Genomic DNA, 21,416 nt, shown 5'->3' with positions numbered 1-21,416 from the left:
CCGCCCGCCCGTACGCGCCGCCGCGCCCGACCACGCGCCGCGCGGGCGACGCGGCCGCGGCCCGGGATCGTCGGGATCCCGGGCCGCGGCCGCGCTCGGCCGGTCAGAGCGGCCGGGGCGGCTGGGTCTTCCAGAACGCGCACTGGTGGTCCGACCCGAACGAGGTACCCGTCCGCGTCGCCGTGGGGCTGAGGGTGAGGACCGTGGCCCCGGACCCGGTCGGGGGCCATGCCGTCTGGCCCGGCACCACGGGGGTTCCGTAGCGCGCGAACGCACCCCAGTAGCGCTTCATCCGTGTCGCGAGCGCGATCTGATCCACCGTCAGCGGGCGTTCGCCCATGGTGAAGTCGTGCAGGTACGCCAGCTCCGCGCTGTGCGCGTTCGACTCGTCCAGGCCGGGCACCTGCGCCCCGTACAGCGTGGGCGAGTTCGGGTCGTCGAACTCGTAGACGTACGTGGGAACTTGGGCGGCGAACAGCTGCGCCGTCCACGCCGTCTGGCACGCGAACGTCGAGTCCGTCATGACCGCCGACAGCGCCAGGTACGGGGACCCGTACGCCGACACCGGATACCGGGCGAGCACCTCCGGCCCCGCGGCCCCGTACCCCGCCAGGACCTGCGCGGTGTACTGCTCCCGCGTCAGGTAGGGCTGCGTCAGCGCCACGAACAGGCGCGCCTCGGAGCGGGTGCTCCCGATCATCACCGGCACCTTGTTCCAGTTGCCGCTCCCGATGGCCGCCGCCGGATCGACCGGCAGCAGCCCGTCACCGGACGCCGGTCCCGAGGTGGGCACCGTACGGGCCGCCTCGACCAGCGCCGTTCCGGACGCGCCGCGCAGACACGCGGCCAGCGACGCCGGATCCGTACAGCCCGCGCCCGCGGCGAAGGCCCGGGCCTCGGACTCGGCCCGCGCGCCGTCCGGCGTACCGAGCAGCGTGCACGGCCCGCTCTGCAGCACGGCCCGGTGGAACAGCCCGGCCGCCGACGGCGCCGCGAGCAGCGCGCAGACGGAACCACTGCCCGCCGACTGCCCCGAGACCGTGACGTTCCCGGGGTTCCCGCCGAACGCGGCGATGTTCTCCCGGGTCCAGCGCAGCGCCGCCATCTGGTCCATCAGCCCGAAGGAGCCCGAGTGCCGGTCGTTCTGGCCGGTTATCTCGGGCAGCCCGAGATAACCGAGCTGTCCCAGCCGGTAGTTGATGCTGACGACGACACTGCCCGTGAGATCGGCCATGGTGCGACCGCCGAACTGCGTCCCCGTGCCCTGGCTGTACGCACCCCCGTGCACCCACACGATCACGGGCAGCCGGGCTCCGGCCCGGGCCGTGCGGGGCCGGTACACGTCGAGGTACAGGCAGTCCTCGCTGACGGCCTGCGGATCGCGCAGCCCGAACGGCGAGAACTGCAGGCAGGCCGGAGCCTGTTGGACGGCCTCGCGGACCCCGGTCCAGCGGCGCGGAGCCTGCGGCGGGCGCAGTCGTGCGTCCCCGACCGGGGGAGCGGCGTAGGGGACACCGAGGAACTCCTCGGCGCCATCGTGGGTCTGCCCGCGCAGCACGCCCTGCGCGACGGTGGCCTGCGGGCGCGGGGATCCGTCGGACGAAGCCCTCGTGGTCGCCGCGGCGGGGAGCGCCGAGGTGAGCAGGGCCGAGGTGAGCAGGGCCGCCACCGCGCAGGCGGCGGCGAGCAGCGACCGTGCCGCGCTCGTACGCGGCCTGCTCACGGGCGGACTCCCGCGAGCAGGGCCGCGGTGGCGGCGAACTCGGCCGGTCCGGTGTTCCAGTCGGCGTTCATCGGGCTGATGGCGATCTTGCCGGCGTTCACCGCCTCCACATCACCGCCCTTGGCGGCCGGCTGCGGGCGGAACTGCACGTTCACCTTCCAGGTACCGTCCCCGGAGTCGGTGAAGTCCGGCTGGAGCGGGGCCTGCGGGTCCTGGAAGGTCGCGGCCACACCGGCCGCGGTGCCCGTGCCGTCCGCGCCGACGACCGGGTGGTTGACGTTCAGGCCGACGCCCTTGGGCAGCAGCGGTCCGGACTTCGCCCGGGTGCGCAGGCGGTCGATCAGCTTGACCGCGAAGTCCATGGTGGGGCCCATCGCGTTGATCGTGGCGGTCGGGTCGGGAACCGCCAGGCCGCCGGTGCTCAGGGCGATGGCCGGGACGCCGCTTTCGAGGGCGGCCACGGCGCCGCCGACCGTACCGGAGTGGGTGGCGAGACCGGCGACGTTCGGGCCGAAGTTGGTGCCGGAGACCACCAGGTCGGGGGCGTGGCCCTCGAAGACCTCGGAGAGGCCGAAGAGCACGGCGTCACCGGGGGTGCCGTCGACGGCCCACACCTTCGGCTCGGGGTGTTTCACCGTAATGGTGGGGGCGCTCATCATCTTCGTGCCGGTCCCGCTCTGGTTGGTGAGCGGGGCGACGATCGTGACGTCGTACCCGGCCGCGGTCAGGCGTTCGAACGCCTTGCGGATGCCGGGCGCGTTGTAGCCGTCGTCGTTCGTGAGCAGGATGCGCAGCGGGGCCGCGGGAGTTGCCGCAGCTCGCGCGGGCTCGGGCGCGGTCAGCGGCGAGGCGACCGCGGGGGCCGTACCCGCGAGGGCGGCCGTGCACAGGATGAGCACGGCCGGCGGCAGGACTCGCTTGCGTCTCACAGAGGACTCCTTGAGAAGGGAGGGAAGGAGGCGAAAGTGCGCTGAAGTGCGGTGAGGGTGTGGGTGTGGGGACCGGCGGGCGCACGACCCTCGGCATGCGCCCGCCGGAGTTCGGGAGCCGGGCCGCCGGCAGGTGCGGGAAGCGGTGGCCCGGCAGTGATCAGCGCACGCTGCGGATCGGGAGGATGGCGAGTGCGCCGATCAGTGAGAGGGCGCCGCCGACGAGGAAGAGCGGGGTGTACCCGCCGAGGGCGGTCACGACGGCCGAGGCGACGAAGGGCGCGATGATCTGCGGCCCGGCGTTCGCGATGTTGAGGACGCCCATGTCGCGGGCGGCGTCCTCGGCCCGGGGCAGGACCAGCGTGACGAGCGCCGTGTCGACGGCCATGAAGCAGCCGAACGCGAGCCCGTTGAGCGCGCTGAAGACGAGCATGCCGGTCCAGGTGGGGCTGATCACGGGGACCACCATGACGAGCCCGGCGAGGGCGGCCGAGACGCCGACGAACACCTTGCGGCGGTCCCACCGGTCGGACAGCATCCCGCCCACCACGGTCGAGACGGCCATCGCGATCATCGACACGGGGGTCAGCACCGCCATCGCGGCGGGCGGTGTCAGCCCTGCGGGCAGGCTGATGTGGTCGTCCAGGATGTACAGCTGGTAGCCGACGACGGAGAAGTAGCCGAGGACCATCAGGGCCCGGCCGATGAACGCCCACCGGAAGTCGTGGTTCGCCAACGCGGAGAGGAACGCCGCCAGTTGGGCCTTCTTCGAGACCGCGGCCGGGGCGGGACCGGTGCGCGGTACGTCCCGGCACAGGGTGGTGAGCAGCAGCGCGGAGGCGGCGACGATCGCACCGAAGATCAGGTACCCGGTGCGCAGGTGCTCCGCGGTCGCGGAGGCGATCAGCACCCCGACCGTGCCGCCGATCGGCAGGCCCAGCCCGACCAGCGCGGACGCGGTGCCGCGCCGGGCCACGGGCACGCGGTCGGGGACGATCGCGGTGACGGCGGCCTGGTAGACGTTCATGGTCGCCTGTACGAGGCACCAGCCGGTGCCGACGACCAGCGCGGTGGTCGCGTAACCGAGGAAGGCCAGGGCGGCGAGCGCGGCGAAGGCGCCGCCGAGGATCCAGGGGTTGCGACGGCCGCTGCGGTCGGAGAGGGCGCCCGCGATCGGGTTGAAGGCGGTCGCGAAGACCGCGCTGATCCCGCCGATCACGCCGAGTACGGCGACCTTGTGCGCGGGGTCGATCTCCGCGATCTGGGTGGGCAGCAGGATCGATCCGACGCCCATGTAGACCGCCAGGAGGGCGGAGTTCGCGACCAGCAGCAGGGGCAGGAGCGCGCGCTGGCGGGGAGGTTCCGGATCCGCCTGGGCGGGCGGGTCGATGAGTTCGTTCTGGGCCATGACGACTCCTCGGGGGACGGAGCGAGAAGGGGGTGCGGAGGTGCGGCGCGGGGGGAGGGGGCGCAACCTGCGGCTTCGACGGGTGTGGCGGCGCCCGGGGATGGCCCGGCAGGCGATGGCGATTCACGTGATGTTGTTACACGTGTCACCTTCGGCGCTTGGACACTGTGTAGCACCCAATCCGGAGCCCCGCTAGAGGTTGCGGCCGGGCGGTATGCGGATCGTGATCGATGGGTGGTCGACGGTGCAAGGACGTGTAACCACCCTCTCAAGGCCACTGAGCAGGGAGATTGTGTCCGGAATCCATCTTGCGCTTGTGGTGGCGGTCAAAAATCCGCAATACTCCGTGCCGCATCGCGGCGACCCCCGCCGCCGCTCACCGGGGGAGTCCGCGGCGGGCCGGCCCGCCCGGTATCCCAGGCGTCCCCGACCCCCGGTATCCCCGGTGTCCCCGGTGTCCTCGACCCTCGGCGTCCTCGGCGTCCTCGGCGTCCTCGGCGTCCCCGGCGTCCCCGGTCCACGGCCCCCGCCGCCCCTCGTGACGTCCTCCGCCCGCCCGTGCCTGCCTGCTCCCCGCGTGCCCCCACCGCCCGGGGAGACCACCGTGAAAGGCCCGTCATGCCACGTCCCCCGGCCGTACCCCCGGCCGCGCACCGCGCATCCCGTTCCCTGATCCCCGCTCCCCGGCACCACCTCCCGGCGGCCCCGCCCCGCCATGCGGTCGCCGTCGGAGCCGCCCTCCTCCTCGGGTCGCTGCTGATCGGCCTCCTGGTCTCGGTCGCCGAACGCCCCTTCTTCCAGGGGCTCGACGACGGCTGGGCCGCCTCCGTCAACGGCTCGCCCGGCGATGCCCTCACCGGATACGCCACCGTTCTCGACCGCCTCGGCGGCCCGCTCGGCACGGTCCTGCCGATCGGTCTGGTCGGCTGCCTCTGCGTCTACGGGCGCTGGCGGTCGGGGCTGTTCGCCCTCGCCGCCGGCATCGTGGCGAACGTCCTCGTGGTGCTCCCGCTCAAGCAGCTCGTCGACCGTCCCCGCCCGCCGCATCCGTGGGTCCTGGTCAACGACGGCTCGTTCCCTTCCGGACAGGTGTTCACCGCCGTGACGCTGGTGATGGTGGCCGCCGTCCTCGTGTTCCCGCCGCGGGCCCGCCGCTGGTGGTGGCTCTTCGGGGCGCTGTACGTCGTCGCCATGATGGGCAGCCGGACCTGGCTGCACGCCCAGTGGCTGAGCGACACCGTCGCCGGGGCGCTGGCCGGAGCCGGCAGCTGCATGCTGCTGTGGAAGGCGTTCGAACCGCTGCTGCGGATCGAGGCCGAGCGGATGGCGGCCGACAGCCTGTGGCTGTGAGGGGTGAAGGACCTCAGGAATATCGAGAATCATTGACGGTCGTCCAAGATTCGCCATACTCTCGTGATCGGGGCGGGCCTGCGTCCAGCGCACCCCCGGCCCCCGGAACGACGAAGGAAGGGCCCCATGGCACACACCGAGCACCGCACTCCGCCGCCCGTGGTCGACCTCCCCGCGGGGCGGCTGCGCGGGGCCGTCGAGGACGGGCTCTCCGTCTTCCGGGCCGTCCCGTACGCCGCACCCCCGGTCGGCGAACTGCGCTGGCGGCCCGCCCGGCCGCACCCCGGCTGGAGCGGAACGCGCGAGGCGAGCGCCGACGGCCCCAGCGCCCCGCAGATGTACATGGAAGGCGGCGACCCGCTCCTCGGCGGCCACGGGGCGCCCCCCTTCGACGAGGACTGCCTCACGCTCAACGTCTGGACGCCCGCGGCCGACGACGCCCGCCGCCCGGTGCTGGTGTGGATCCACGGCGGCGGCTTCGTCTCCGGATCGGGTTCGCTGCCCGGCTACGGCGGCGCTACCTTCGCGCGCGACGGCGACCTGGTGTTCGTCGGCATCAACTACCGCATCGGGCCGCTCGGTTACTTCTCCCCGGACGAGGACGACGACGCGGCCAACCCCTGGCTCTCCGACCAGCTCGCCGCCCTGCACTGGGTGCGGGAGAACATCGCCTCCTTCGGCGGCGACCCCGACGACATCACCGTCGCCGGCCAGTCCGGCGGCGCCGTCTCCACCGCAGCCCTCGCCGGGCACCCGCTGGCCGAGGGGCTGATCCGCCGGGTGATCCTGCAGAGCCCGCCCTTCGGGCTGGACCTCCCCGACCCCGGCACCTACCGGGAGCGCACCGCCGCCTTCCGGGAGCTGGCCGGCGCAAAGACCGCGGAGGAGCTGCGCGCCCTGCCCTGGCCGGCCCTCATCGGCGCGACCGGCGGCCTGTTCGCCCGCACGATGCGCTGGGGCTACTGGCCGACTCCGTTCCTGCCCGTCGTTGACGGGGTCACCCTCCGGCGCCACCCGGTCGAGGCCCTGCTGCACGGGGCCGCGGCCGGAGTCGACGTCATGATCGGCTGGACCCGCGAGGAGGCCAACTTCGGCTTCGCCCTGGACGAGGGGTACGCCGCCGCCACCAGGGAGCGGGTGACCGACCGGATCGCGGAGACCTTCGGGCCCGAGGCCGCCCCCGGGGTCTATGCCGCGTACGAGGCGGCCCGCCCCGGCGCCCGCCCGGCCGACGTCCTCATGGACCTGATCTCGGACGAGCTCTTCCGCGTCCCCTCCGTCGGGCTGGCCGAGGCCCGGGCAGGCTCGGAGCACCCCGTCTGGGCCTACCAGTTCGACCTCCAGGCGGCCGCGTACGAGGGCCGGCTCGGCGCCGCGCACTGCCTCGAACTCCCCTTCGTCTTCGACAACTTCGAGCAGTGGTCGCACGCGCCCTTCCTCGCCGGGCTCACCCCGGCCGTACGCGACGGGCTCGCCCGCACCATGCACCGGGCGTGGATCGCGTTCGTCCGCACCGGCGACCCGAACCACCCCGGCATGCCGCACTGGCAGCCGTACGACGCGCAGACGCGGACCACGATGCGCTTCGACTCGGCCGTCACCGCCCTCGACGACCTCGCCGGGGCCTCGCGCCGCCTGCACGAAGCCCGGAAGGCGCAATGATCTAACTCGTGTAACCTGGGGAGAAAGACGGTCACGGTCGACCCCGAGGGAGCACTGAGGACCATGCCCAGGGAGCCCAAGGCCAAGGGGGCGAGCAGCCCCGCGTCGCCCGTGTCGATCACCAGCGCGGACGTGGCCCGGCTCGCCGGGGTGTCACGCGCCACCGTGTCGTTCGTGCTGAACGACACCCCCGGCCACCGCGTCAGCGCGAGTACGCGTACCCGCGTACTCGACGCGGCCCGGCAGCTCGGCTACGTACCGCACGCCGCGGCCCGGTCCCTGCGCGCCGGGCGCAGCAACCTCGTGCTGATGCCCGCCTCGGTCTCCGCGATAGGCCGGCTCGTCAGCGACTGGGTCGACGACCTGCACAGCGAGCTCGACCGGCACGGCTACACGGCCGTCCTGCACGCGGGCCGCTTCGCCGACCCCCTCGACGCGGCCCGCGCCTGGGCCGAGCTGCGCCCGGCCGCCGTCATCGCCCTCGACGGCGACCGCTTCACCGCCCAGGCCGCCGAACTGCTGAGCCGCGCCGGAGTGCGCGGCCTGCTCGCGTTCGCCGCCCGCCCGGTGGCGGGCGTCCACACCATCGGCTTCGACCACGCCGACATCGGCGCCACCGCCGCCGAGCACCTCATCGCCAGGGGCCGGAAGCGGATCGGCGTGGTCATGCCCCGGGAACGCGGCCTCGGCGCCCTCGCCCGCCCGCGCCTCGCCGGAGCCGAGTCGGTCGCCGCCCGGCACATGGCGACGGTGACCCCGGTGGAGCTCGCGTACACCAGGGAGTCCGCGACCGCCCTCGCCCGGCGCTGGCGGAGCCTGGGTCTGGACGCCGTCTTCGCGTACAACGACGAGTACGCGGCGCTGCTGCTGCACGCCCTCCAGGCCGAGGGCATCGCGGTACCGGAAGAGGTCGCGGTCGTCGGCTCCGACGACCTGGTCCTCTCCGCCCTCCAGCAGCCGGCCCTGACCACGGTCCGCCTGGACCTGCCCTCGCCGGCGCGGGTCGCCGACGCCGTGCACGAGCTGATCGAGACGGGGGCGACGCCCGCGGTCCCCGCCATGGAGGCCCTCCTCATCCACCGCGCCACCTCCTGAGAGGCCCGAGCGACCGCCGCCCCCCCCGACGGCGGTCGCGCCCCGGCCTATCGGGTCTGCGCGGGGGCCGATCGGGCCCGTCGGCCGTGCTCCCGGGCGAGGGCGGGGGAGAAGGCCCACCACGCCAGCAGCGCGGCGCCGGCGCCGGCCGCCGCACCCGCCAGCGTGTCGCTGAGCCAGTGGGCGTGCAGCCAGGTGCGGCTCCACATCATGGCCAGCGTGAACACCGCGCCGCCGGCCCACCAGGCCCGCCGCCGGGCGGCCGGGACCAGCAGGACGCCGACCAGGACGACGAGCAGGGCCGCCCCCGCCGCATGGCCCGACGGGAACGAGCCGTGGTCGACGCGGACCATCGGGTTCGCCGGGCGCGGGCGGTCCACCAGGTGCTTGAGCCCCTGCACCACCAGCATGTTGACAAGGAGGTGGACGCCGAGCAGGAAGCCCGCCGAAACCCAGCGCCTGCGGACGAGCAGGAAGACCAGCAGTGCGAGCGGTACGACGACGCCCAGCGGGCCGCCGAACCGGTCGAGGACGGCCGCGACGGCCGCGGGCAGCCCCTCGTGCGGGCCGCCCATCCACTCCAGCCACCGCTCGTCCGCGCCCTGGAACGGCGGGTTCGCGACGTCCGTGCGGACGGTGAGGGCCAGCGCCGCGGCGAAGCCGAGCAGCAGCACGGCCAGGAGCAGGATGCCGGGGCGACGGCGCAGGTCCGCCGCCTCCGGCCCGGCCGCGGCGGCGCGCGGCGGAGTGAGTGTGTGCCGGGACATGACTGCCTTTCGACGTACGCGTGGGGGCGCGGCCGGGCCGCGCCCCCACGATGGGACTGGTCTGCGAAGCGGTGTCCGGGCCAGGCCGTGTCTTTTGGATCAGGCCGGACACCGCGGGCCCGGGGGCACCTCCCGGCGGTAGCCGGGGGTGACCCGAAAGACGCGGCCGAGGTCAGGCCCCCGAGCCCAGGTGGCGGGTCAGGAAGGCCACGCTCTGCGCGACGATCGCCGGGATGTCGTCGGAGCCGAGGAAGATGTGGTCGGCGTCCGCCACGGGCTGCAGCGTCACCTCGCCGCCCGCGCCCGTCAGCGCCTCGGCGAGGGCCTCGCTCTGGCTGTACGGGACGAGCCCGTCCGCGGTCCCGTGCACCAGCAGGAACGGCGGCGGGTTCGAGCCGGGGACGGCGTACGTGACCGGGCTCGCGGCCCGGGCCGGCTCCGCCTGCTCGGCCACGGGAACGCCGAGCAGGGCCTCGTACGGGTTGGGGAACTCGGCGCCGGTCGGCATCGGCAGCGGGTGGTCGGCCAGGGCGACCAGGTCGTGGACCCCGTACCAGTCGACGACGGCCAGGACGCCGGTCTCGCCGGAGCCGACGCCGTGGGAGCCCTCCAGCGCCGCCAGGGTCTCGGCGTCCGTGCTGCCGGGGCGGACGAGGCCGGCGAGCGCGGCCAGGTGGCCGCCCGCCGACTCGCCCCAGACGCCGATCCGGTCGGGGTCGATGCCCAGGGCCGGGGCGAACTGCCGCACGTAGCGGATCGCGGCCTTGACGTCGTGCAGCTGGGCCGGGAAGGGGGCTTCGAGGCTGTGCCGGTAGTCGATGGAGACGAGCGCGAGCCCGGCGCCCAGGACCGCACCGTGCAACAGGGCGGCGGGCACGGTCGGCGGCGGGTAGCGGCGGTCGCCGTCCAGCCAGCCGCCGCCGTGGATCCAGACGACCGCCGGGAAGGGGCCCTCGCCCGCCGGGAGCTGTACGTCGAGGAGGCGGGGCCGGTAGCCGGGGGTGGTCGCGTACGTGATCCCGTCGAAGCGGCGTACGCCGTCCGCGCCGGTCACGGCCGCGACGGGCTGCTGGTACGGCGGGGGCGGCCAGGTCATGTCGGCGATGTCGAACTCGGACGGGGGAGATTGCGTCATTGAGCTCTTCCCAATTCGGTGTGCGGCCTCGGCGGCCGGCGGGTCCGGTGCGGGCGGCCCGGGCTTCGTAACGTTTTGTCCGAAATGCTTGCGCGGGCACCGGGGGAGGCTTAGCGTGTTACACGTGTAATCACGACTCTAGCGACGCATTTCCGCTGACCACAAGCCCACGGGGCATCTGAGTTCTCAGGTAGTTACACGAGACACGCGCAGCGGCGTCGCCTTCCCCCTCCGGGAGCACGACATGCTCACCACCGCCACCCTCCCCGCCGATGCGGGTGCCGCAGGCGCCGCCGCACGCACCGCGGCCGTCGGTGCCCCGGTTTCGCCCCGCCTCCGCATCCGAGGTTTCGCCCGCTGGGTGGCGGAGCCCGCCCCGGCCGCCGTCCCGCTGCTGCGGACCCGCGTCCGGGCCGTCCTGGAGGGCTGGCCGGTCTCCGCCGAGGTGGCGGACGTCCTGCTGCTGGCCGTGAGCGAGCTCGCCGGCAACGTCGTCCAGCACGCCGCCGCAGGGGGCCGGATGCGGGTCGGGCTGACCTTCGACGGGGGACGGCTGCGGTTGGAAGTCGTCGATCAGGGGGCCCGGCCGCCCCGGCCGCCCCACCCCGCCGAAGAAGTGGACCCGGACGCCGAAAGTGGCCGCGGACTGCTGATCGTCCAACTGCTCGTGGCCGAGGCGGGTGGCGAACTCTCCGTCGTGGCAGACGAGTTCGGTACCTCCGTGCGGGTGTGCCTGCCGGCTGACTGAACCCGCCCATGAGCGCCCCACGGCGTCCCGCGGGGTGTCCTGGGGTCGGCCCGGAGGTGCCCCGGAGCCGGCTCGGCGTCCATCGAAATATCGCGCAATCTTGACGGGCGCAAAATTATCGAGATAACTTCCATGCATCTCCCCCGCTGCTCCCTGATTGAGGTGCCGCCCCATGGAGCTCTCCCCTTCCGCCCACGCCGACTCCTTCTGCAGAGACCGGCTGCCGGCCTTCCCCCTCTGGCCCGAACTCCACTTCGATCTACCCGAACTGGACTACCCGGACCGCCTCAACTGCGCCGCACGCCTGCTCGACGAAGCCGTCGAGCGCTGGGGCCCCGACCGCCCGTGTCTCCTCACCCCGACCGAGCGCTGGACGTACGGCGAGCTCCAGCAGCGCGCCAACCAGGTCGCGCAGGTGCTCACCCAGGACTTCGGCCTCGTACCCGGCAACCGCGTGCTGCTGCGCGCCCCCAACAACCCCTGGCTCGTGGCCGCCTGGTTCGGCGTCCTCAAGGCGGGCGGCGTCGCCGTCACGACGATGCCGCTGCTGCGCGCCGCCGAACTCGCCGAGCTCTGCGAGATCAGCCGCCCCACCGTCGCCCTCTGCGACCACCGTTACGTCGACGAGCTCGCCACCGCCGCCGCTGCCGCCCAAGACCCCGCCGGCCTGCCGGTTCTCGCGTACGGCGGCCCCGGCGTCATGGACCTGACCGCGCGCTGCGCGGCCAAGACCGGCGTGTTCGCCACCGTCCCCACCGCCGCGGACGACGTGGCGCTGATCGCCTTCACCTCCGGTACGACCGGGCGGCCCAAGGCGACCCTGCACTTCCACCGCGACATCCTCGCCAACGCGGACACGTTCTCGCGGCACGTGCTCAAGCCCCGCCCCGACGACGTCTTCACGGGCACGCCGCCGCTCGCCTTCACCTTCGGGCTCGGCGGGCTCGTGGTCTTCCCGCTGCACGTCGGGGCCGCGACCCTGCTGATCGAGCAGGCGACCCCGGAGCAGCTGGCCGACCTGGTCGCCGCGCACGGCGTGACCGTCCTGTTCACCGCGCCCACCGCCTACCGCGCGATCATGGCGGCCGGTGCGGTGGGCCGACTGGCCGGGCTGCGCCGCTGCGTGTCCGCCGGAGAGGCGCTGCCCGCCGCCGTGTGGGAGGAGTTCCACGGCGCCACCGGGCTGCGCATCATCGACGGCATCGGCGCCACCGAGATGCTGCACGTCTTCATCTCCGCGGCCGACGAGGACATCCGGCCCGGTGCCACCGGCCGGCCCGTGCCCGGGTTCCGCGCCGCCGTGGTGGACCAGTACGGCGACCCAGTCCCCGACGGGCAGCCGGGCCTGCTGGCGGTCACCGGCCCCACCGGCTGCCGCTACCTCGCCGATCCGCGCCAGACGGCGTACGTCAGGAACGGCTGGAACATCACCGGCGACACCTACATCCGGGATGCGGACGGCTACTACTGGTACGTCGCCCGCAGCGACGACATGATCGTCTCCTCGGGCTACAACATCGCCGGCCCGGAGGTCGAGAAGGCCCTCGCCGCCCATCCGTACGTCGAGGAGTGCGGGGTCGTCGGCGCGCCCGACGAGCGGCGCGGCATGCTGGTCAAGGCGTACGTCGTGCTCGGCGCCGGGGTCCCGGCGGACGAGGCGACGGCCCGGGAGCTCCAGACCCACGTCAAGGGGGCCATCGCCCCCTACAAGTACCCCCGTGCCGTGGAGTTCGTCCCACGGCTCCCGCGCACCGGCAACGGGAAGCTCCAGCGCGGCGAACTGCGCGAGTGGGCCCGGGCCTCCGCTCCGGTACCGGTTCAGCCGGTCCCGGCGCAGCCGCAACCCGTCGAAGCACCCGTCGAAGCACGCGCCGAAGCACCCGCTGAACCACCCGTCAAGGCCGATGGCGGCTGCGCCGCCGGCTGCCCCGAGGCCCTCGTCCCGCACCTCCCCAGCGTGGTCGTCGAGCGCCGCGTCGAATGGCCGGACACGGACGCCGCCGGCCACTACCACCACTCCACCGTCGTGCGCTGGGTCGAAGCGGCCGAGGCCGTACTGCTGCGCCGCCTGGGCCTGGCGCACCTCTTCGGCAGCACCCCGCGCGTCCACTTCGAGGCCGACTACCGCGCCCGCCTGTGGTTCGGCGAGGCCGTGCGGATCGAGCTGAGCATCGCCAAGGTCGGCTCCAGCTCCCTGACGTACGTGTTCACGGTCCAGGGAGAGGAGGGCGTCGAAGCCGCCACCGGGCGGATGGTCATCGCCCACTCCGCCGCCCGCGCGACCGGGACCACCCCCTGGCCGGCCGACGTACGCGAGGTGCTGACGAAATCGGGCCCGCAGGCGCCCGAACTCCTCACCCTCCCCGCGAGAGATGTCGAGCATTGTTGACGGTCGCTAAATCTACGACATATGTTGTTCCGGAGCCACGAGGAGGTACGCCGTGCGCGTAGCAGTCATCGGAGGAGGGCCCGGCGGGCTGTACTTCGCAGCCCTGGCCAAGCAGCTCTCCCCCCACTGGGACGTCACCGTCTGGGAGCGCAACGCCCCCGACGACACGTTCGGCTTCGGCGTCGTCTTCTCCGACGAGACCCTCGACGGCATCGCGCAGGCCGATCCAGAGATCTACGCGGCCATGTCGGCGGAGTTCGCCCGCTGGAGCGACATCGACATCACCTACCGGAGCCGGACCCTCACCTCCGGCGGCCACGGCTTCGCCGCCCTCGGCCGCCGGCGGCTGCTGCGGATCCTCCAGGAGCGCTGCGCCGCGCTCGCCGTGGACGTCCGCTACCGCACGCAGTCCCCGCCCGCCTCCGAGCTGGCGGCCTCCTACGACCTCGTCGTCGCCTGCGACGGCGTACGGTCCGCCACCCGCGCCGCCTACGCGGACACCTTCGGGCCCGACCTGGACGAGCGCACCGGCCGCTACATGTGGCTCGGCACGGACAAGGTCTTCGAAGCCTTCACCTTCCTCGTCGAGGAGCGGGACTTCGGCACCCTCCAGGTGCACGCCTACCCCTACGACGACACCCGCTCCACCTTCATCGTGGAGATGGACGAGGCCGCCTGGCGGCGCGCGGGCTTCGCGCAGTTCGCGGACCGCGACCACCCGCCCGGTACCAGTGACCTCGACAGCATCGCCCGCTGCGAGGAGCTGCTCGCCGATCACCTCGACGGGCACCGGCTCCTCCCCAACAACTCCAAGTGGCTGCGCTTCACCACCGTGCGCAACCGGACCTGGCGCCACGAGAACGTGGTCCTGCTCGGGGACGCCGCCCACACCGCCCATTTCTCCATCGGCTCCGGCACCAAGCTGGCCATGGAGGACGCCCTCGCCCTCGCCGCCTGCCTGCACGAGCACCCCGACGTGCCGGGCGCGCTCGCCGCGTACGAGGACGAGCGCCGCCCGGTGGTGGAATCCACCCAGCGCGCCGCCCAGGCCAGCCTCGAATGGTTCGAGAACATCGGCCGCTACGTGGACCAGGAGCCGCCGCAGTTCGCCTTCAACCTGCTGACCCGCAGCCGCCGCGTCACGTACGACAGCCTGCGGGTGCGCGACGAGGAGTTCACCACCACCGTCAACTCCTCCGCTCCCGTGCCGCCGATGCTCACCCCCTTCCCCCTGGGCGGACTGCTCCTGCGCAACCGGGTCGTGGTGCCGCCCACCGCCCTCGGTACGGCGAAGGACGGCATCCCGGGCGACTTCGACCTCGTCCACCTGAGCACCCAGGCCCTCGGCGGCTCCGGGCTGGTCCTCGCCGGGAGGACCGCGGTCAGCGCCGAAGGCCGGACCACCCCCGGCTGCCCCGGCCTCTACACCGACGAACAGGAGGCCGCCTGGCGGCGGATCACCGACTTCGTCCACGGCCAGTCCGACACCTGCCTCGGCGTCCAGCTCACCCATGCCGGCCGCCGCGCCGCCGCCGGCGACGCCCCGCCGATCGCCGCCTCGGCCGTCGCCTGGGACGAGCGGAGCCCGGTCCCGCGGGAGGCCACCGCGGCTGATATGGACCTTGTCGTACGGGACTTCGTCCGCGCGGCCCGGCGCGCCGACCGGGCCGGCTTCGACGTACTGGAACTCCAGTACGGGCACGGGCAGTTGCTCTCCGGGTTCCTCTCGCCGCTGACCAACCTGCGCACCGACGAGTACGGCGGCACCCTCGCCGGGCGGCTGCGCTTCCCGCTCGAAGTGCTGCGCGCGGTACGGGAGGTGTGGCCCGCCGGCAAGGCACTGCTCGTGCGGATATCCGCCGCCGACTGGGCCGAGGGGGGCATCAGCGAGGCGGACGCCGTGGCCGTCGCCCGGGCCCTCGCCGATGCGGGGGCCGACGGGATCGACGTCTCCACCGGCGAGGTCGTCGCCCACGAACGGCCCCGCTACGGCCGCAGCTACCAGACCCCGTACGCCGACCTGATCCGCAACGCCACCGGGGTGCCCACCATCGCCGTCGGCGCGATCTCCACGTACGACGACGTGAACTCGATCATCCTGGCCGGCCGGGCCGACCTCTGCGGGGTGGGCCGCGCCCAGCTCCACGACCCGCTCTGGACCCTGCACGCCGCGGCCGCGCAGGGCTACCGCGGGCCGGCCGCGCCCTGGGCGCCCGGCTGGCAGGCGGGCAGCGGCAGACCGCCCGCCGCCCGGACCGACCGGGTCCCGCCGCGCCTGGAACTGCTGCGGCAGCCCGCCGCGCCGGTGCACCAGCGCTGGCTCCCGCGCCTCGCCGCCACCGCGCCGGCCAACTGAGGAGACCCCGATGGAGACCCTGCCCCCGAACGGCCCGTCCCCGAACAGCCCGTACCCGAGCGGCGCGACCCCGAGCCGCCCGCCGCTGCCCCTGAGCCACCTGCCCCGCTTCACGGCGGCGGCCGTCCAGGCCTCGCCCGTCTACCTCGACCCCGCCGCCACCGTCGACAAGGCCGTCGCGCTCATCGCGGAGGCGGCCGCGAACGGCGCCGAACTCGTCGTCTTCCCGGAGGTGTTCGTCCCCGGATACCCCTACTGGAACTGGACGATGAACCCAGTCCAGGGCTCGCCCTGGTTCGAGCGCCTCCAGCGCGCCTCGGTCGACGTCCCCGGCCCGTACGTCGACGCCTTGCGCGCGGCGGCCCGCCAGTACGGGGTCGTCCTCGTCATCGGCGTCAACGAGCGCGCCGCGCACAGCCTCGGCGTCCTCTACAACACGCTGCTCACCATCGGATCCGACGGCCAACTCCTCGGCGTGCACCGCAAACTGGTGCCGACCTGGGCCGAGAAGCTCACCTGGACCGGCGGCGACGGCAGCTCCCTGCGCGTCCACTCCACCCCCGTCGGCCCGCTCGGCGCCCTCGCCTGCGGCGAGAACACCAACACGCTGGCCCGGTTCACCCTGCTCGCACAGGGCGAACTCGTCCACGCCTCCTGCTACATCGCCCTGCCCGTGGCCCCGGCCGACTACGACATGGCCGACGCCATCGCCGTCCGCACCGCCGCCCACAGCTTCGAGGGCAAGGTCTTCTCCGTCGTCGCCTGCTCCACCATCTCCCCGGAGATCGTGGACCTGCTCGCCGGGGAGGACGAGGAGCTGCGCGCCCTGTTCCGGCGGCCCCGCAGCGCCCTGTCCGGGATCTTCGGCCCCGACGGCCGCCCGGTCACCGAACCGCTCGTCGACGACGAGGGCATCGTCTACGGCGAGATCGACCTCGGCCGGTGCATCCAGCCCAAGCAGATGCACGACATCACCGGCCACTACAACCGCTTCGACATCTTCCGCCTCGAAGTCGACAACCGCCCGCGCCTGCCGGTGACCTTCACCGCGCCGCCCGCGGGCCCCCGGATCACCACGCCTGAGGAGGACGTATGACCATCGAGCAGGACGACACCATGCTCGGCCGCGCCCGGGTCTCCGACACCCCCGAGCTCACCGCGTACTACGGCGAACTCGAAGCCCTGGACGCCGGCGCCCTGTGGACCGTCGCCAACGACATCGAGCCCTGGTACCCGCAGCCCAAGTCCGTTCCCGTGCTGTGGCGTTACGAGGAGCTGCGGCCCCTCGTCCACAAGGCCCTCGGCCTGGTCAAGGCCGACGACGCGGGCCGCCGCGTCGTGATGCTCGTCAACCCCGGCCGCAAGGACGTCAGCGCCGCCGCCGGCCTCCTCTACACCGGGCTCCAGATCATGGGCCCCGGCGAGGCCATGACCGCCCACCGCCACCAGGCCGCCGCCCTGCGCTTCGTCCACGAGGGCACCGGCGCCTGGACGGTCGTCGACGGCCAGAAGCTGAAGGTCGGCCCGCGCGATTTCGCGATCACCCCCAACGGCACCTGGCACGAGCACGGCAACGACGGCGAGGACGGGCCGGTCATCTGGCAGGACGGCCTCGACATCCCGCTCGTCAACGCCCTGGACGCCGGGTTCTACGAGGTCCACCCCGAGCTCCACCAGACGCCCGGCAAGGTGGTCAACTCCTCCGTGCTCCAGTACGCCGCGAACCTGCTCCCGCACGGATCCGAGCGCTGGAGCCGGCCCTACTCGCCGCTGCTCGCCTACCCCTGGGAGCCGACGTACGAGGCCCTGCTCGGCCTCGCCAGGGCGAGCGAGGGCTCCCCGTACGACGGGGTCATCGCCGAGTACACGAACCCGGTCACGGGCGGCTCCGTGATGCCCACCATGGGCGCCCACATGCAGCTGCTGCGCCCCGGGCAGGCCACCCGCGCCCACCGGCACACCGGCTCGGTGATCTACACGGCCGCCAAGGGGCACGGGGTCTCGGTCATCGCCGGACAGCGCTTCGAATGGCGCCAGGGCGACATCTTCTGCGTCCCGTCCTGGGCCTGGCACGAGCACCACAACCTGGACCCTTCCGAGGACGCCTGCCTGTTCTCCTTCAACGACTTCCCGGTCATGCGCTCGCTCGGCTTCCACCGCGAAGAGGCGTACCCGGACAACGACGGCCACCAGCCGATGCCCGCCGCCCCGACCGCTGCCGCCCCGACCGCTGCCGCCCCGACCGCTGCCGCCCCGACCGCTGCCGCCGCCCCGACCGCCACCGCCTGACCCCAGGAGCCCCACCATGCGTCTGCTCACCTTCACCACCGGCGATGCCGCCCCGCGCCTCGGCGCCGAGGTCGACGGCCTCGTCCTCGACCTCGGGGTCCTGGCCGACCACGCCGGCGTGGACCTCCCGCGCGATCTGCTCTCCTTCGTCCAGGCGGGCCCCGCAGCCCAGGAGGCCGCCCGGCGCCTGGCCGACGCCGACCCCGCCGCCCGCCCGGCCGGGGCCGTGCACCGGCTCGAAGAGGTCACCCTGGCCGCCCCGCTGCGCCCCGGCAAGATCATCGGTGTCGGCCTCAACTACGTCGAGCACGTCGAGGAGTCCAGCCGCAGCCTGGACACCGACAAGGAACTCCCGCCCCGTCCCGTCCTGTTCAGCAAGCCGGCCACCGCCGTCACCGGCCCCGGCGCGCCGATCCTGCACAACGGCGACCTCACCCAGCAGCTCGACTGGGAGTGCGAACTGGCCGTCGTCATCGGCCGTACCGCGTTCCGGGTGAGCGAGGAGGACGCGTACGAGCACATCTTCGGCTACAGCATCGTCAACGACATCAGCGCCCGCGACCAGCGCCGCTCCGGCCAGTGGTTCTTCTCCAAGGGGCAGGACTCGTACGCGCCCTTCGGCCCGGTGGTGGTCACGGCGGACGAGATCCCCGACCCGATGGCCCTCGACCTCTCGCTGCGCGTCAACGGCGTCACCAAGCAGAAGTCGAACACCCGGCACATGCTGTTCCCGATCGCCCGCCTCATCGCCGACATCAGCTCCGGCGTGACCCTGGAGCCCGGCGACGTCATCGCGACGGGATCGCCGTCCGGGGTCGGCGCGGGCATGGTGCCGCCGGAGTTCCTGGTTCCGGGTGACATGGTCGAGGCGACCGTCGAGCGCATCGGCACCCTGGCCAACCCCGTCGTCGACGCCCGCTGACCGCCGCAGGCCCAGCAAGCACCGAGGAGTACCCGTGCCGCCCCGCACCTACCGCATCGGCCAGATCGTGCCGAGCTCGAACGTGACCATGGAGACCGAGGTCCCCGCCATCCTGCGCGCCCGCCAGGCGGTCCTGCCCGACGAGAGGTTCACCTTCCACTCCAGCCGGATGCGCATGACCCATGTGACCCCGGAACAGCTCAAGGCCATGGACGCCGACTCCGACCGCTGCGCGGTGGAGCTGTCCGACGCCCGCGTCGACGTGCTCGGCTACGCCTGCCTGGTCGCGATCATGAGCATGGGCCTCGGCTACCACCGCACCTCGGAGCAGCGCCTGCACACCCGTACGGTCGAGAACGGCGCCCCCGCACCCGTCGTCACCAGCGCGGGCGCCCTCGTCCACGGACTGCACACCATGGGCGCCCGCAAGATCGCCCTGCTCGCCCCGTACATGCGCCCGCTCACGCGGACCGTCGTGGACTACCTCACGCACGAGGGCATCGAGGTCCTCGACTACGAGGCCCTCGAAATCCCGGACAACCTCGACGTGGCCGCCCACGACCCGGCCAAGCTGCCCGGGCTCGCCCGCGCGCTGGAGTACGCGGACGCCGACGCGGTCGTGCTCTCCGCCTGCGTGCAGATGCCCTCCCTGGGCGCCATCGAGGAGGCCGAACAGCTGCTGGGCAAGCCGGTGGTGTCGGCGGCCGTCTGTACCGCCCACCAGATGATGCGCGCCCTCGACCTGCCGGCGGTGGCCCCGGGCGCGGGCCATCTGCTCTCCGGCGCGTACGCGCAGACGCCGCTTCCGCAGTAGGGGCAGGGGCCGCGGGGGAGCGGCTGGATATGATCGCGACCGCGCACAACGGAAGGCGATCATGTCGGACAGCCCCCTCAGGCCCAGCTCGTTGATCAACACGGTCTACGGAGCGTTCCTGCGCCGCCTCGGCGGCTGGATCTCCATCGCGGACCTGATCACGCTGATGGGCGAGTTGGACGTCGACGGCCCGGCGGTGCGGTCGGCGATCTCGCGGCTCAAGAAGCGCGGCGTACTGGAACCGGAGCGCCGGGGTGCCACCGGGTACCGGCTCAGCCCGGCGGTGCACCCCGTCTTCGACGAGGGCGACCGCCGCATCTTCGCCAGCCTCGAACCCGCCGACCTGGCCGACGGCTGGGCCATGGCGGTGTTCTCCGTACCGGAGTCCGAGCGCTCCCACCGCTACCAGCTGCGCACCCGGCTGACCTGGCTCGGCTTCGGCAACATCGCGCCGGGCGTGTGGCTGGCCCCCGGGCGGCTGCTCGACGACGCCCGGGCGATGCTCGTACGGCTGGGGCTCAGCGAGTACGTGCACCTGTTCGCCGCCGACTACGCCGCCTTCAGCGACCTGGCGCAGACGGTGAGCGACTGGTGGGACTTCCCGGCGATCCAGACCCAGTACGCGGCCTTCACCGACACGTACGCCCCCGTCGCCGCGCGCCTGGCGGCCGAGGGGGAGCCCGACCCGGCCGAGGCCTTCCGCCACTACGTGCCGCTGCTCACGCAGTGGCGCCGCCTCCCGTACCTCGACCCGGGCCTGCCGACCGAACTCCTGCCGGCCGACTGGAACGCGGTGGCGGCCCGCCAGCTCTTCCAGCGGCTCCACGCGGTCCTGCTGGACCCGAGCCTGCGCCACGTCCGCGCGATCACGGGCCTGGAGGAAGGGGCCTCCTAGGGGGCGCCCGTGCCGGCCCGGGCCAGCGCGACGACGCCCACGCAGATCAGCGCCACGCCCAGCAGCTGGGGCAGCACCCACCAGCCCGACCGCAGGTGCTCCTCGTACAGGACCACGCCCAGCGCGACGCTGACGCTCGCGTCGCCCAGGGTCAGCGCGGGCTGCGAGGCGACCAGCGGCCCGCCCTGCATGGCGTGTTCGAGCAGGAGCAGGGCGCAGATGCCGGTCGCTCCGAAGGCGTACGTCTGCCACGCGGTCAGGAACCCGACGATGCCGTGCTCGGTCAGCACGTACACGGAGTGCTTCATCAGGGCGGCCGTGATCGCGTAGCAGACGGCGGTGGCCGCACCGAGGCAGCCGGCCCGGGCGCGCCCCGGCGGGCGGCGCAGCCCGGCCACCGTCAGGCCCGCGACGACGGCCGCGCACGCCACGAGGGCCGGGATCCACCGGTCGACCGGCACCTGCGTCCGGTTCCCGGCCGGGGAGGCCGCGGCCAGCGCCACCCCCAGCCCGGCCACCACCCCCGCCACGGCCAGCCACAGGGCCCCCGGCAGCCGCCGCCGCGCCACCAGTGAGGCGATCAGCAGCGCGAGCGGCAGCTCCAGTACGAACAGCGGCTGTACGAGGACCAGCGCACCGGTGGCCAGCGCCGCGGCCTGCCCCACCCCGGCCGCGATCACGGCCAGGATCCCGACGACCCACACGGGCCGCCGCAGCAGGTCGAGGACCAGCCCGAACCGGAAGCCCTTGCTCTGCGGCACGGTGAGCGCGGCCCGCCGCTGGAGGACGGTGGCGAGCGCATTGCTGAGCGCCGCGAACAGCGCGAAGATGACCGGCAGTACGACGCCCATCCGCCGATCCTCACGGCGCCCGCGGCGGCCCCGGCCCGCCGACACGCCACGCGGCGCGGATTCCCCCTGTCCGGTCCTCCCGC

General features: G+C 73.5%; 17 protein-coding genes and 1 pseudogene. 12 read left to right on the top strand and 6 right to left on the bottom strand.

What is annotated here, in order from left to right; translation table 11 throughout:
• Positions 1-103: 103 nt before the first annotated feature.
• The 3 genes from ACIQU4_RS21405 to ACIQU4_RS21395 form a co-directional block, all read right to left on the bottom strand.
• Positions 104-1,723 (bottom strand): carboxylesterase/lipase family protein, encoded by a 1,620-nt coding sequence (locus ACIQU4_RS21405; RefSeq protein ID WP_403732887.1) that lies wholly within the window; start codon positions 1,721-1,723, stop codon positions 104-106.
• Positions 1,720-2,652, bottom strand: coding sequence for a 5'/3'-nucleotidase SurE (gene surE / locus ACIQU4_RS21400; protein ID WP_403732884.1), 933 nt, complete (start codon positions 2,650-2,652; stop codon positions 1,720-1,722). The genes ACIQU4_RS21405 and surE overlap by 4 nt, the downstream gene beginning before the upstream one ends.
• A gap of 160 nt (positions 2,653-2,812) precedes the next feature.
• The gene (locus ACIQU4_RS21395; RefSeq protein WP_403732881.1) at positions 2,813-4,060 is read right to left on the bottom strand and encodes an MFS transporter; all 1,248 of its coding nucleotides are present in this window, start codon (positions 4,058-4,060) and stop codon (positions 2,813-2,815) included.
• Positions 4,061-4,678: 618 nt separating this feature from the next.
• Here ACIQU4_RS21395 and ACIQU4_RS21390 point away from each other — a divergent pair.
• From ACIQU4_RS21390 to ACIQU4_RS21380, 3 genes are all read left to right on the top strand, one after another.
• Entirely contained in the window at positions 4,679-5,410 is a 732-nt protein-coding gene (locus ACIQU4_RS21390; RefSeq protein ID WP_403732876.1) for a phosphatase PAP2 family protein, read from the top strand.
• 126 nt (positions 5,411-5,536) lie between these two features.
• A complete protein-coding gene (locus ACIQU4_RS21385) occupies positions 5,537-7,072 on the top strand; it encodes a carboxylesterase/lipase family protein (protein ID WP_403732874.1) in 1,536 nt (511 codons plus the stop codon).
• A 63-nt stretch (positions 7,073-7,135) separates the two neighbouring features.
• Complete coding sequence (locus ACIQU4_RS21380; RefSeq protein ID WP_403732871.1) at positions 7,136-8,167, top strand: LacI family DNA-binding transcriptional regulator; 1,032 nt, start codon at positions 7,136-7,138, stop codon at positions 8,165-8,167.
• A gap of 47 nt (positions 8,168-8,214) precedes the next feature.
• On the opposite strand, the gene ACIQU4_RS21375 is transcribed toward ACIQU4_RS21380, so the two are convergent.
• Together ACIQU4_RS21375 and ACIQU4_RS21370 are read right to left on the bottom strand one after the other, a co-directional pair.
• Positions 8,215-8,934, bottom strand: a complete 720-nt coding sequence (locus ACIQU4_RS21375; protein ID WP_403732869.1) for a phosphatase PAP2 family protein — start codon at positions 8,932-8,934, stop codon at positions 8,215-8,217.
• A 172-nt stretch (positions 8,935-9,106) separates the two neighbouring features.
• On the bottom strand, positions 9,107-10,069 hold the full coding sequence (locus tag ACIQU4_RS21370) for an alpha/beta hydrolase fold domain-containing protein (protein ID WP_403732867.1): 963 nt from the start codon (positions 10,067-10,069) through the stop codon (positions 9,107-9,109).
• A gap of 244 nt (positions 10,070-10,313) precedes the next feature.
• Here ACIQU4_RS21370 and ACIQU4_RS21365 point away from each other — a divergent pair, with 244 nt between their 5' ends.
• The 9 genes and pseudogenes from ACIQU4_RS21365 (at position 10,314) to ACIQU4_RS21325 (ending at position 20,482) form a co-directional block, all read left to right on the top strand.
• Complete coding sequence (locus tag ACIQU4_RS21365) at positions 10,314-10,817, top strand: ATP-binding protein (protein WP_403732864.1); 504 nt, start codon at positions 10,314-10,316, stop codon at positions 10,815-10,817.
• A 172-nt stretch (positions 10,818-10,989) separates the two neighbouring features.
• Positions 10,990-12,627, top strand: a pseudogene (locus ACIQU4_RS21360) (AMP-binding protein); the annotation flags it as partial.
• A 147-nt stretch (positions 12,628-12,774) separates the two neighbouring features.
• The gene (locus ACIQU4_RS21355) at positions 12,775-13,206 is read left to right on the top strand and encodes an acyl-CoA thioesterase (RefSeq protein ID WP_403733137.1); all 432 of its coding nucleotides are present in this window, start codon (positions 12,775-12,777) and stop codon (positions 13,204-13,206) included.
• 52 nt (positions 13,207-13,258) lie between these two features.
• Positions 13,259-15,562 carry an FAD-dependent monooxygenase gene (locus ACIQU4_RS21350; RefSeq protein WP_403732861.1) on the top strand — a complete coding sequence of 768 codons (2,304 nt, stop codon included), beginning with the start codon at positions 13,259-13,261 and terminating at the stop codon, positions 15,560-15,562.
• Between the two features lie 10 nt (positions 15,563-15,572).
• Entirely contained in the window at positions 15,573-16,658 is a 1,086-nt protein-coding gene (locus tag ACIQU4_RS21345) for a carbon-nitrogen hydrolase family protein (RefSeq protein WP_403732858.1), read from the top strand.
• Positions 16,655-17,851 carry a cupin domain-containing protein gene (locus ACIQU4_RS21340; RefSeq protein ID WP_403732855.1) on the top strand — a complete coding sequence of 399 codons (1,197 nt, stop codon included), beginning with the start codon at positions 16,655-16,657 and terminating at the stop codon, positions 17,849-17,851. The genes ACIQU4_RS21345 and ACIQU4_RS21340 overlap by 4 nt, the downstream gene beginning before the upstream one ends.
• Positions 17,852-17,867: 16 nt before the next feature.
• Complete coding sequence (locus tag ACIQU4_RS21335) at positions 17,868-18,773, top strand: fumarylacetoacetate hydrolase family protein (protein ID WP_403732852.1); 906 nt, start codon at positions 17,868-17,870, stop codon at positions 18,771-18,773.
• Positions 18,774-18,861: 88 nt separating this feature from the next.
• Positions 18,862-19,587 carry an Asp/Glu racemase gene (locus ACIQU4_RS21330; RefSeq protein WP_403733134.1) on the top strand — a complete coding sequence of 242 codons (726 nt, stop codon included), beginning with the start codon at positions 18,862-18,864 and terminating at the stop codon, positions 19,585-19,587.
• A gap of 61 nt (positions 19,588-19,648) precedes the next feature.
• A complete protein-coding gene (locus ACIQU4_RS21325; RefSeq protein WP_403732849.1) occupies positions 19,649-20,482 on the top strand; it encodes a PaaX family transcriptional regulator C-terminal domain-containing protein in 834 nt (277 codons plus the stop codon).
• Here ACIQU4_RS21325 and ACIQU4_RS21320 read toward each other — a convergent pair.
• Positions 20,479-21,333 (bottom strand): DMT family transporter, encoded by an 855-nt coding sequence (locus ACIQU4_RS21320; protein ID WP_403732846.1) that lies wholly within the window; start codon positions 21,331-21,333, stop codon positions 20,479-20,481. The two genes, ACIQU4_RS21325 and ACIQU4_RS21320, sit on opposite strands and share 4 nt — an antisense overlap.
• Positions 21,334-21,416: the final 83 nt, after the last annotated feature.

Origin of the sequence: Streptomyces sp. NPDC090741, from assembly GCF_044769045.1 — a bacterium.
Lineage (GTDB): Bacteria > Actinomycetota > Actinomycetes > Streptomycetales > Streptomycetaceae > Streptomyces.
Note: the sequence above shows the minus strand (reverse complement) of the source record. Positions and strands in the feature narration are given on the sequence as shown.

Excerpts from the sequence above, each read along its gene's own strand:
- ACIQU4_RS21340 (WP_403732855.1), top strand. The coding sequence starts at position 16,655 with ATGACCATCGAGCAGGACGACACCATGCTCGGCCGCGCCCGGGTCTCC.
- ACIQU4_RS21380 (WP_403732871.1), top strand. The coding sequence starts at position 7,136 with ATGCCCAGGGAGCCCAAGGCCAAGGGGGCGAGCAGCCCCGCGTCGCCC.
- ACIQU4_RS21320 (WP_403732846.1), bottom strand. The coding sequence starts at position 21,333 with ATGGGCGTCGTACTGCCGGTCATCTTCGCGCTGTTCGCGGCGCTCAGC.
- ACIQU4_RS21370 (WP_403732867.1), bottom strand. The coding sequence starts at position 10,069 with ATGACGCAATCTCCCCCGTCCGAGTTCGACATCGCCGACATGACCTGG.
- ACIQU4_RS21330 (WP_403733134.1), top strand. The coding sequence starts at position 18,862 with ATGGAGACCGAGGTCCCCGCCATCCTGCGCGCCCGCCAGGCGGTCCTG.
- ACIQU4_RS21325 (WP_403732849.1), top strand. The coding sequence starts at position 19,649 with ATGTCGGACAGCCCCCTCAGGCCCAGCTCGTTGATCAACACGGTCTAC.
- ACIQU4_RS21395 (WP_403732881.1), bottom strand. The coding sequence starts at position 4,060 with ATGGCCCAGAACGAACTCATCGACCCGCCCGCCCAGGCGGATCCGGAA.
- ACIQU4_RS21345 (WP_403732858.1), top strand. The coding sequence starts at position 15,573 with ATGGAGACCCTGCCCCCGAACGGCCCGTCCCCGAACAGCCCGTACCCG.
- ACIQU4_RS21365 (WP_403732864.1), top strand. The coding sequence starts at position 10,314 with ATGCTCACCACCGCCACCCTCCCCGCCGATGCGGGTGCCGCAGGCGCC.
- ACIQU4_RS21390 (WP_403732876.1), top strand. The coding sequence starts at position 4,679 with ATGCCACGTCCCCCGGCCGTACCCCCGGCCGCGCACCGCGCATCCCGT.
- ACIQU4_RS21375 (WP_403732869.1), bottom strand. The coding sequence starts at position 8,934 with ATGTCCCGGCACACACTCACTCCGCCGCGCGCCGCCGCGGCCGGGCCG.
- ACIQU4_RS21385 (WP_403732874.1), top strand. The coding sequence starts at position 5,537 with ATGGCACACACCGAGCACCGCACTCCGCCGCCCGTGGTCGACCTCCCC.
- ACIQU4_RS21335 (WP_403732852.1), top strand. The coding sequence starts at position 17,868 with ATGCGTCTGCTCACCTTCACCACCGGCGATGCCGCCCCGCGCCTCGGC.